This window comes from Microcystis sp. M53598_WE2 (genome assembly GCF_030067735.1).
In the GTDB taxonomy this organism is placed as follows: Bacteria; Cyanobacteriota; Cyanobacteriia; order Cyanobacteriales; family Microcystaceae; genus Microcystis; species Microcystis aeruginosa.
The window spans coordinates 1-7,947 of the sequence record NZ_JASJFE010000922.1; the positions used below are offsets into that span (position 1 = coordinate 1).

Consider the following 7,947-nt stretch of genomic DNA (forward strand, 5'->3'; position numbering starts at 1 on the left):
AAAACTGATTATTTATTTCTCCTTTTGCCTTTTGCATGAGTAGAAAACGGGTTTCTCCGAGAAACCCGTTTTCTGTGGGTTACTCAAGAGTTATCGGTTATCAGTTGGGAAGGTGGTGTAATATTATGGGCAGTAAAGTTGCTCAAAAAGCTGGTCAGTTTGCTATTAGAATAGTAAACGCTGATAAATATCTCAGCCCAGAAAAGAAAGAAGTTATCCTGTTATAATAAAGTTAATTGATATTTGCTTAATTTAAGTTATGAACTTCAACCTTGATCTGGAAGATGAATTAAGTCAGCAACTACAGGCTTTATCTCACTCTACAGGCAAATCCCAGAATGCTTTGATTCGAGAAGCAATACAGCTTTTAATTACCACAAAAGAACAGTCTCAATGGTCGTCAACTATCCTTAATTTTCAAGGGGTAAGTGATGGTATTATTTTTGAAGCTTATAGAGAGGAACTTTCCCCACCTAGAGAAGATGAGGTGATTTAGTGCTGGTTTTGCTCGATACTTGTACGATTAGTGATTTTGTCAAAGGTGATAGCAATACTCTAGGGCAGATCAAAAATCATACTAAATCTGGTTATTAAAAACTGATTATTTATTCCCCCTTTTGTCTTTTGCATGAGTAGAAAACGGGTTTCTCGGAGAAACCCGTTTTCTGTGCGTTACCCAACGGATTTAAAAATTAGGTAAAACCCTACACTCGGCCACCGGGAAAAACTTTTTGCTGCATACCCTAAATACTGGCTTTCTCTCTTCAACGGCTGATTCCGCGAAGTTGCTGCAGAAGTTGATCAAGAATGTCTTCCATCTCTTCCGGGCTTCTGCCCATCCTGACCGGTCCGCGCAGAAACTCTTTAACCGTTATCTTTTTATCGCGAAAGTCACGGACAAAATTATAGATTTTTTCGGTGGATTGAACTTGTAATTTCATCTCCTCTAGCATTTGCTCAATCGGGTCGATGCCATCCTTCTCACAAGCGCGACTGGCCCTCACCATCTCGCCTTCCGGGGTATTTCGCACCGATCGCAGTTCTCTTTTCAGGTTCTCGTATTGCTTTTTGAGTAGTTCGTTATTGGTTTCAACCCTCTCGCACTGTCGTTTAAGGTCGCTTTCCGATGAGCCTTCAACCGCGAAAGAGTCCCCCATTTGATGCTGTCGTTCGATTTCCAGCAGTCTGGCAATATCTCCCTCTTTATAGGCGCGGTTGACTTCCTTCATAATCTCGTTGTGACGCATCCGAGTTTCGGGGTCTGTAACCTTGTCGGGGTGAAAAATCTCGGCCATTCTCAGGAAAGTGCGGCGTATTTGTCTAGATTCAGGAGATTTAGGCGAGCTTTCAGGTGATAGCTCTGTTCCATCATCGTGACGGCCGTAGGAGTCTCCCCCAGAGAAGAAATCCTGCGCGGATTGCTCCGATGCTCCTTCTGGTTCTTCGTCTCCGAAAAGTTCGTCAAGTTCTTCATCTCCATCCTCAAATTTTGGGCTAATCACCCCCGTTAACTGAAGTGTCTCGTAAATTCCGAGAATCCTTTTTTTTGTCTGCTGCCCCATTTTTCTCGCAGTGAGGCTTTCGTCAAAACGGGCGTGTATTTCGCGGTCGAGGTCGGTAAGTTTTTGATAGAGGGGTTGCCCTCTCTGGAAAATCTCCGTCGCTAAGGAACGCATCTGGTCGAGGAATTTCTTCAGTTCGTTGCGTTTTCTGCCAATCTGCTTGAGGAGCCACTGATGCTCCTCCTCTAAAGCTTGGAGACGAAAATGTAGGGAAGACAGAGCCAAGGAAGGAGAGGTAGGCGAATCAGAGGAGTTCGGTGATTTCGGCTTTTTAGATCTGGTCATTACTTTGGGGTGAAAGCATATTGTCTATTCTACCAAGCCGGAAGGAGCCGCATTCCTAAAACTCACCCTTGGCTCATTTTGTGGTTTCTCCCACCTCCCCAATTCCCCAATTCCCCAATCCCCCAATTCCCCAATTCCCCACCTCCCCACTTCCCCACCTCCCCAATTCCCCACTTCCCCAATTCCCCAATTCCCCAATTCCCCATCTCCCCACTTCCCCACTTCCCCACTTCCATCACCCCATCACCCCTGCGCCGGCGCTCCTGCGGAAACCTTTTTAAGTGGCTAGAAGCTAGATATATCAATGGTCTTAATTAATTCTTATCAATCGAATTAAATTTTTGTAAATAAAATTCTCGCTCGGATTAATTATTTTTTCCAAATTCCGCTAGACTTATTTAGTAAGTTCAATCGAGATTCAATATTCCATAGCTAAATTTCTATAGCACGGGCTAGAGGGAAAGTTTAGCGAGGGATTCCTTTACCCATAATTCAGCACACATATTTGCTTTAGCAAGCAGGTAGAAGATTCTATGTCAAATTTTTCGAGACGGAAATTTTTAACCACGGCGGCAGTTTCAGCGGCAGGGGCTGTTGTCCTGAAAGGTTGTGTGGGTAATCCCCCCGACACTACGGGTGGAACCACCACCACCGCGCCCGCTTCCCCGGTTGCTTCTCCCGTAGCGGTGGCCCCCGGAGAGGCCCCCGAAACCACCAAAATTAAATTAGGTTATATCCCGATTGTTGAATCAGCACCTTTAATTATTGCCAAGGAAAAAGGCTTTTTTGCCAAACACGGGATGCCCGATGTGGAAGTCTCCAAACAAGCAAACTGGGGTTCCGCTAGAGATAACGTCGAAATTGGGGCAGATGCGGGCGGAATTGACGGGGGACAGTGGCAAATGCCCATGCCTTACCTAATTTCCGAGGGACTAATCACCAAAAATAACGTTAAAGTCCCCATGTATGTGTTAGCGCAGTTAAACACCCAGGGTAACGGAATTGCGATTGCGGGTAAACACGAGGGCAAAAATATCGGTTTAGACCTAAAACCCGCCAAAGATTACATCCTCGGCATGAAAACGACGGGAACTCCCTTCAAAGCCGCCTATACTTTCCCGAAAGCTAACCAAGACTTCTGGATTCGTTACTGGTTAGCCGCCGGTGGTATTAACCCCGATACGGATATTAACCTAATTGCCGTACCCGCAGCCCAAACCGTGGCCAACATGAAAACGGGAACCATGGATGCGTTTAGTACCGGCGATCCCTGGCCGGCGAGAATTGTGGCTGATCAGATCGGTTTTATGTCAGCTTTAACCGCAGAAATCTGGCCCTATCACCCGGAAGAATACCTCGCTATCCGCGCCGATTGGGTGGATAAAAACCCGAAAGCCACCAAGGCCTTATTAAAAGGAATTATGGAAGCGCAGCAATGGCTCGATCAAGAGGCAAATCGGGCAGAAGCGGCGGCAATTCTCGCTAAACCGGCTTATTTCAACCTCAAAGAAGAAATTATCGCCGGTCCCCTCAAAGGAATGCAGAAAATGGGTGACGGTAAACCGGAAATCACCGACAAAAATAAAGGGGTTTTCTACTGGAAAGATCCCGCCGGTAGCGTTTCCTATCCCTACAAGAGTCATGATCTCTGGTTTTTAACCGAAAGTGTTCGTTGGGGTTTCTTGCCGAAAGAAACTTTAACCACTGCCTCAGCATTAATCGACAAAGTTAACCGCGAGGATCTTTGGAAAGCGGCAGCCACAGAATTAGGAGTTCCTGCGGCCGATATTCCCACCAGTACCTCCCGGGGTGTCGAAAAATTCTTTGATGGCAAAACTTTTGATCCTGCCAATCCCCAAGCTTATCTCGATAGTTTGGCGATCAAAAAATAGCGAGCTTTTCTCGATAGGCTAGGGGCATAAAATATCTAGTCTATTAATCCCAAAAGTGTTTTCTTCTCTTCCCAATCCAGTAACTTTATCTTCAACAAAGGAAAACGGCAAAATGGCAAGTAGCGTCAGCAGAAAAAGTAACGGTGGTTTCAACTTCGGTAAATTCTGGAAAAAGCATTCCCAAGACATTCTTCCCCCTATTATCGGTACCCTGGGTTTTCTGATTGTTTGGCAATTAGTCTCGATGCTGGGATTAATCAAATTACCCCCCCCATCCGACCTAATCACCAATGAGCGTACCCGTACTTATTTAATGTATCCTTTCTTTGATCGTGGCGGCATTGATAAGGGACTATTCTGGCAAACTTTAGCGAGTCTGCAACGGGTATTAATCGGTTATTTTTTTGCCGCAGTGGTGGGTATTGGAGTTGGGATTATGGTCGGTTTAAATTCCTTCTTAAATAAGGCACTCGATCCCCTTTTTCAATTCCTAAGAACAGTTCCTCCTCTTGCTTGGGTTCCCCTATCTTTGGCCGCTTTACAACAAAATCAACCAGCTGCTTTATTCGTGATCTTTATTACCGCAGTTTGGCCGATTTTGATTAATACCACCGTCGGTGTCCAACAAATTCCCCAAGACTATATCAACGTTAAACAAGTCTTGCAATTGTCCAGCAAAAAATTCTTCTTCAAGATATTAATTCCCTCGGCACTTCCCTACATCTTCACTGGTTTGAGAATTGCGATCGGTTTAGCTTGGTTAGCGATTATTGCGGCTGAAATCGTTATGTCGGGTATCGTCGGTATCGGTTTCTTTATCTGGGATGCCTACCAAAATAACTACATCAGCGATATTATTCTTGCGCTGTTTTATATCGGTGGTGTGGGTTTATTGCTCGATCGCTTTATGGCTTGGTTGCAAAATCAAATCGTTCGTCAATAGGGAATCAATGGGGAAACTTTCCCCATTTTCAAATAACTGAAACTTGAGCCAATTTAAGGAGAAAAAACTATGAGTTTGTTTGTCGCTGTCGATAACATTGATAAAGTATTCCCCCTTAGTGGTGGCGGTGAATATGTGGCCTTAAAAGGGATCGATTTACAGATAAAAAAAGGGGAATTTATCTCCCTCATCGGTCACTCTGGTTGCGGAAAATCTACCCTCTTAAACATGATTGCTGGTTTAGATTTGCCCACGGAAGGAGTGGTGACTTTGCAAGGTCAAAGCATTAAAAAACCGGGACCTGATCGCATGGTAGTCTTCCAAAACTATTCCCTTTTGCCCTGGTTAACTGTCAAAGAAAATATTACTCTGGCCGTCGATCAAGTTCTCGCCCAACTATCAGAAGACGAAAGAAAAGCTGAAGTCGAAAAATATATCGATCTGGTCAATCTTCGTCATGCAGTGGATAAACGTCCCAACGAATTATCGGGGGGGATGAAACAACGGGTAGCGATCGCTCGCGCCCTAGCCATCCGTCCGAAAGTCCTACTTTTAGACGAACCCTTTGGCGCGTTAGATGCCCTGACTAGAGGTAATCTACAGGAACAGTTAATGCAGCTGTGCGAAGAATACGAAATGACCTCGGTAATGGTGACGCACGATGTGGATGAAGCGGTGCTATTATCCGATCGCATCGTCATGCTCACCAACGGCCCCGGCTCAAAAATTGGCGGTATTTTGGAAGTAGATATCCCCCGTCCCCGCAAACGCATGGAAGTGGTGGAACACCCCAGTTACTACAGTCTCCGGAGTGAGATTATCTATTTCCTCAACCAACAAAAACGGATCAAAAAACTGCGCGCCCGCAAAGTCGAAGTAATTGCCCGTCACGGTTTAGAAAAAGTCAATCTAGAAATCGGTTTTGTTCCCCTCACCGCTTGCGCGCCCCTAGCAGTGGCCAAAGAAAAGGGATTCTTCACTAAACATGGTCTAGATGAGGTGAATTTAGTCCGGGAAACCAGTTGGCGAGGGGTTGTGGATGGGATCGCAGGGGGATTCCTCGACGGGGCGCAAATGCCTTCGGGAATGCCCACCTGGTTAACCGTCGGTGGTTATCAGGAGCAACCTTTGCCGATTGTCAGCGCCCTGACTATGACTCGTAACGGTAACGGTGTCACCCTCGCTAAACGCTTCTATGACGAGGGAGTGATTGACGGTAACGCTTTAAAACAGATGCTATTGGAATCGAAGGAGCAGCGCCATATTTTTGGCATTGTTCACCCCTCCTCGATGCACAATTTGCTCCTACGTTACTGGTTAGCGGCAGCGGGAATTGACCCCGATAAAGACGTTCACCTCGAAACTATTCCCCCGGCCCAAATGGTAGCCGACCTGAAAACCGGTAGTATTGACGGTTACTGTGTCGGTGAACCTTGGAATCTCAGGTCCGCCATGGAGGGTATCGGTTACACCGTCGCCACCGACTTAGAAATCTGGCAGGGCCACCCGGGTAAGGCCCTGGGAGTTCGGGAAGATTGGGCCAATAAATACCCTAATACCCACGTCGCTTTAGTTAAAGCACTGCTGGAAGGTTGTCGCTACTGTGCCGAGGAAGGGAATCAGGAAGAAATTCGTCAAATCCTCGCCAGTCGTCAGTACCTTAGTACCAATATCGATTATATCCAACTGGGTGATCCCAACTCCTACGCGTGCAGTCTCGATCAACCGATGAAAGAATATGCACACCATCTGTTCTATGGAGAAGGGGTAAATCGTCCCAGTCGTACCGAACACCTCTGGATGATGACCCAAATGGCGCGCTGGGGCCACATTCCTTTCCCCCGTAACTGGGTAGAAATTCTCGAACGCGTCTGTCGGGTGGGTGTCTTTAGTACCGCAGCCCGGGAATTGGGTCTAGGGGATATTAAATATCGTCGCACACCGATCCTTTTATTCGATGGTATCGAGTTTGATGCCGAGGATCCGATCGGTTATCTCAATAGTTTAGAGATCAAACAAAACGTCACCATGGCCGAAGTGGCTATTGATGCTCGTCCTAGTGCCAGCGAATCCCGCAAAATTGCCTAAAAATCGACTAAGGGGATAATTCCTAGCCAATTATCCCTAGCCATTGCTCCTATTAACTAATTTCCCCCAAAGACTAATCATGTACACTACCACCGACACCGTTAACCGAGCAACCCAGACCCCCAGTAAAGAAGCTTTTGTCACCATTGAAGGAGTTTCTAAGGTTTATCCCACTGCTAGAGGCCCCTACACCGTCCTCAAGGACGTTAATCTCAGCATCAATGAAGGTGAATTTATCTGTGTGATCGGTCACTCCGGTTGCGGTAAATCGACCCTATTAAATATGGTGTCGGGTTTTTCTTCTCCCACCGATGGCATCGTTAAAGTTAACGGTAAGACAATTACTAAACCCGGGCCCGATCGCATGGTAGTGTTTCAAAACTATGCTTTATTGCCTTGGTTAAGCGTTTTTGAAAATGTCTATCTCGCGGTAGATGCGGTGTCTCCCAATGCTCCAGAAGCGCAAAAACGCTCGATCGTGCGGGAACATTTAGCGATGGTGGGTTTAACCGAAGCTATGGACAAAACCCCTCCCCAAATCTCCGGGGGGATGAAACAACGGGTTTCGATCGCCCGGGCCCTTTCTATCCGTCCCGAAGTGTTGATTCTCGATGAACCTTTCGGTGCCTTGGATGCGATTACCAAAGAGGAATTACAGGAAGAATTGCTGAAAATCTGGCAAGATAAACGCTGTACGGTGTTGATGATTACCCACGATATCGATGAGGCTCTTTTCCTCGCTGATAAGCTGGTGATGATGACCAATGGACCAGAAGCAAAAATCGGCGAAGTGATGAATATTCATTTCCCCCGTCCCCGCGATCGGGAGAGAATTATGGAGGATCCTGAATATTATCGTCTGCGTAACTATGCCCTCGACTTCCTCTATAATCGTTTCGCTCACGATGATGTTAGCTAGATGCGAGCATTTGTATTAGTTTGGGGTGCGGTTGACTTAATAGCGATCGCACCTAGATTTTTTTTCTAGGGAAGCCTTCTTCAAGTAAAATTATTTCTAAGTAGGTAAGTAGGTAGGCACAATTATTTGTAGGATGGGTTAGCGGTAGCGTAACCCATGCGGGCGTTGGGTTTCATGCTTCAACCCAACCTACGTTCATTTTATATTTAATTCCACCCACCCACTTAGATGTTAAAAATTGTCAGATACTCCCCTTAT

General features: G+C 46.1%; 6 protein-coding genes. 5 read left to right on the top strand and 1 reads right to left on the bottom strand.

All coding sequences use genetic code 11. The features are described 5' to 3' along the window. Positions 1-259 precede the first annotated feature (259 nt). Entirely contained in the window at positions 260-496 is a 237-nt protein-coding gene (locus PX636_RS18715) for a ribbon-helix-helix protein, CopG family (RefSeq protein ID WP_103112639.1), read from the top strand. 268 nt (positions 497-764) lie between these two features. On the opposite strand, the gene PX636_RS18720 is transcribed toward PX636_RS18715, so the two are convergent. Next, positions 765-1,847 carry a molecular chaperone DnaJ gene (locus tag PX636_RS18720; protein ID WP_288118268.1) on the bottom strand — a complete coding sequence of 361 codons (1,083 nt, stop codon included), beginning with the start codon at positions 1,845-1,847 and terminating at the stop codon, positions 765-767. A gap of 533 nt (positions 1,848-2,380) precedes the next feature. On the opposite strand from PX636_RS18720, the gene PX636_RS18725 reads away from it, so the two are divergent. The 4 genes from PX636_RS18725 to PX636_RS18740 all read left to right on the top strand — a co-directional run bounded on the left by PX636_RS18725 (position 2,381) and on the right by PX636_RS18740 (position 7,689). Continuing rightward, complete coding sequence (locus PX636_RS18725; protein ID WP_288118269.1) at positions 2,381-3,739, top strand: CmpA/NrtA family ABC transporter substrate-binding protein; 1,359 nt, start codon at positions 2,381-2,383, stop codon at positions 3,737-3,739. A 112-nt stretch (positions 3,740-3,851) separates the two neighbouring features. Continuing rightward, positions 3,852-4,682 (top strand): nitrate ABC transporter permease, encoded by an 831-nt coding sequence (gene ntrB / locus PX636_RS18730; protein ID WP_286825572.1) that lies wholly within the window; start codon positions 3,852-3,854, stop codon positions 4,680-4,682. A gap of 69 nt (positions 4,683-4,751) precedes the next feature. Continuing rightward, entirely contained in the window at positions 4,752-6,770 is a 2,019-nt protein-coding gene (locus tag PX636_RS18735) for an ABC transporter ATP-binding/substrate-binding protein (protein ID WP_288118271.1), read from the top strand. A 79-nt stretch (positions 6,771-6,849) separates the two neighbouring features. After that, on the top strand, positions 6,850-7,689 hold the full coding sequence (locus PX636_RS18740; protein ID WP_288118273.1) for a nitrate ABC transporter ATP-binding protein: 840 nt from the start codon (positions 6,850-6,852) through the stop codon (positions 7,687-7,689). Positions 7,690-7,947: the final 258 nt, after the last annotated feature.

What these genes read in the sequence shown, in the direction of transcription:
- PX636_RS18715 (WP_103112639.1), top strand. Translation starts at nt 260, where the DNA reads ATGAACTTCAACCTTGATCTGGAAGATGAATTAAGTCAGCAACTACAG.
- PX636_RS18720 (WP_288118268.1), bottom strand. Translation starts at nt 1,847, where the DNA reads ATGACCAGATCTAAAAAGCCGAAATCACCGAACTCCTCTGATTCGCCT.
- PX636_RS18725 (WP_288118269.1), top strand. Translation starts at nt 2,381, where the DNA reads ATGTCAAATTTTTCGAGACGGAAATTTTTAACCACGGCGGCAGTTTCA.
- ntrB (WP_286825572.1), top strand. Translation starts at nt 3,852, where the DNA reads ATGGCAAGTAGCGTCAGCAGAAAAAGTAACGGTGGTTTCAACTTCGGT.
- PX636_RS18735 (WP_288118271.1), top strand. Translation starts at nt 4,752, where the DNA reads ATGAGTTTGTTTGTCGCTGTCGATAACATTGATAAAGTATTCCCCCTT.
- PX636_RS18740 (WP_288118273.1), top strand. Translation starts at nt 6,850, where the DNA reads ATGTACACTACCACCGACACCGTTAACCGAGCAACCCAGACCCCCAGT.